General features: G+C 55.6%; 2 protein-coding genes. One reads left to right on the top strand and one right to left on the bottom strand.

From position 1 onward, the window contains the following. Positions 1 to 548: hypothetical protein (locus AC1DLB_RS28255; RefSeq protein ID WP_477786111.1), on the top strand; the 548-nt coding region annotated here is incomplete at its 5' end. Positions 549 to 722: 174 nt separating this feature from the next. Here the strand turns inward: AC1DLB_RS28255 and AC1DLB_RS28250 are convergent. Further along, positions 723 to 1,940: an argininosuccinate synthase gene (locus AC1DLB_RS28250; RefSeq protein ID WP_020799894.1), complete on the bottom strand. Its 1,218-nt coding sequence runs from the start codon at positions 1,938 to 1,940 to the stop codon at positions 723 to 725. Positions 1,941 to 2,147 lie beyond the last annotated feature (207 nt).

Below are 2,147 nucleotides of genomic sequence, written 5' to 3'. Positions count from 1 at the left end.
TGACAATCATTGCAATATTTGCAGCACTGTCCGAAACATCAGCTGCTGTATCGCTGCCCTTTCTTGACCACAAGGAGAGAGAACTCTACATCTGGTTTCTGATCAGCTTTCCCTTTTATTTGCTTTTTCTTTTCTTCGCCACACTTAACTTCAATTATCGATCGCTTTACGCGCCCTCCGATTTCGAGAAGGGAAAGCATTTTATAAAAGTCATGGACAACGCTGATCACTCTGGAAACAGCACTTCCAGTGTGTCGCCTGAACGCTCGGTCCAACACCATGTGCAGCTGCCCGCGCCGCTAAAGGATCTGCACATCATTGATGCACGCTGGATAACCAAAAAAATGGGGTTCAGCGCCCTGATGGAGAGTATCCAGCACGCGCCGGATAATCCTGCACACGTGATCGTATTTCTCACGTGTGCCGATTCGGAGGTAGTGCTGAAGGACAGTGCGCTCAAACACTGGAAACAACTAAAGAAACGCAGCAACGCAACGTTCTGTGTTTCTTACAATTTGAGCTCACATGGCGTGACGATCATGGGCTAGGTTTTGACCCGTCGCACAGAGCAAGGCAGCCCTTGAAGTGAGATCAAAGGCAGGCAGCAAAAGGAACGGTTGGAAGAAACCAGCAGAAAGCGAAACGTAATATGCAGCAGCCCTTTTTCAGAACTGTGGCCTTGTCATCGACAAGGCCACAGTTCCATTACCGCATCAAAGGTCTCAGAACAGCTTGCGGCCTTTGTTCGCCGCGATACGCATGCGCAAGGCGTTGAGCTTGATGAAGCCCGCCGCATCGGCCTGGTTGTAGGCGCCGCCATCTTCCTCGAAGGTCGCGATGTTGGCGTCGAACAACGACTCGTCGGACTTGCGTCCGGTGACGATCACGTTGCCCTTGTACAGTTTCAGGCGCACTACGCCGTTCACGTGGGCCTGGGAAGCATCGATCATCTGTTGCAGCATCAGACGCTCTGGGCTCCACCAGTAGCCGGTGTAGATCAGACTGGCGTATTTAGGCATCAGCTCGTCTTTGAGGTGAGCCACTTCGCGGTCCAGGGTGATCGATTCGATCGCACGGTGAGCGCGCAGCATGATGGTGCCGCCAGGCGTCTCGTAGCAGCCACGGGACTTCATGCCCACATAGCGGTTTTCGACGATGTCCAGACGGCCGATACCATGTTCGCCACCGATACGGTTCAAGGTCGCCAGCACGGTGGCCGGGGTCATTTCGACACCGTCCAGTGCAACGATGTCGCCGTTGCGGTAGGTCAGTTCCAGGTACTGCGGTTTGTCGGGAGCTTTCTCCGGGGAGACGGTCCAGCGCCACATGTCTTCTTCGTGCTCGGTCCAGGTGTCTTCCAGCACGCCGCCTTCATAGGAGATGTGCAGCAGGTTGGCATCCATCGAGTACGGGGATTTTTTCTTGCCGTGACGCTCGATCGGAATCGCGTGCTTCTCGGCGTAGTCCATCAGCTTCTCACGGGACAGCAGGTCCCATTCGCGCCATGGAGCGATCACTTTCACGCCTGGCTTCAAGGCGTAGGCGCCCAGTTCGAAACGAACCTGGTCGTTGCCCTTGCCGGTCGCGCCGTGGGAAATGGCGTCAGCACCGGTTTCGTTGGCGATTTCGATCAGGCGTTTGGCGATCAACGGACGAGCGATGGAAGTACCCAGCAGGTACTCGCCTTCGTAAACGGTGTTGGCGCGGAACATCGGGAACACGAAATCACGCACGAATTCTTCGCGCAGATCGTCGATATAGATTTCTTTTACGCCCATGGCCTGTGCCTTGGCGCGGGCCGGTTCGACCTCTTCGCCCTGACCCAGGTCAGCGGTGAAGGTCACTACTTCACAGTTATATGTATCCTGCAGCCACTTGAGGATCACCGAAGTGTCCAGGCCGCCGGAATACGCCAGAACGACCTTGTTTACGTCCGCCATGCCATCACTCCACGGGGTTCTACGGAAAGCTGTCAAGTCTACCGCTCATGCAGGATAATTTACAGAGGCGCGACAGCTTATGACGACGAAGCGACAGATTATGTCGAGCGAGCGACGAATTCAGCAGGTTCAGGAGGTCGTCGCGCTGCTCGCGGCGGCGGTGGCTTGAGGCGCAGGTTTCTCGGTCGGTGCGACCCGCTCGAGACG

This window comes from Pseudomonas sp. 05N434, from assembly GCF_056396965.1.
This window is presented reverse-complemented; position numbering and strand designations above follow the sequence as displayed.

What these genes read in the sequence shown, in the direction of transcription:
- AC1DLB_RS28250 (WP_020799894.1), bottom strand. Translation starts at nt 1,940, where the DNA reads ATGGCGGACGTAAACAAGGTCGTTCTGGCGTATTCCGGCGGCCTGGAC.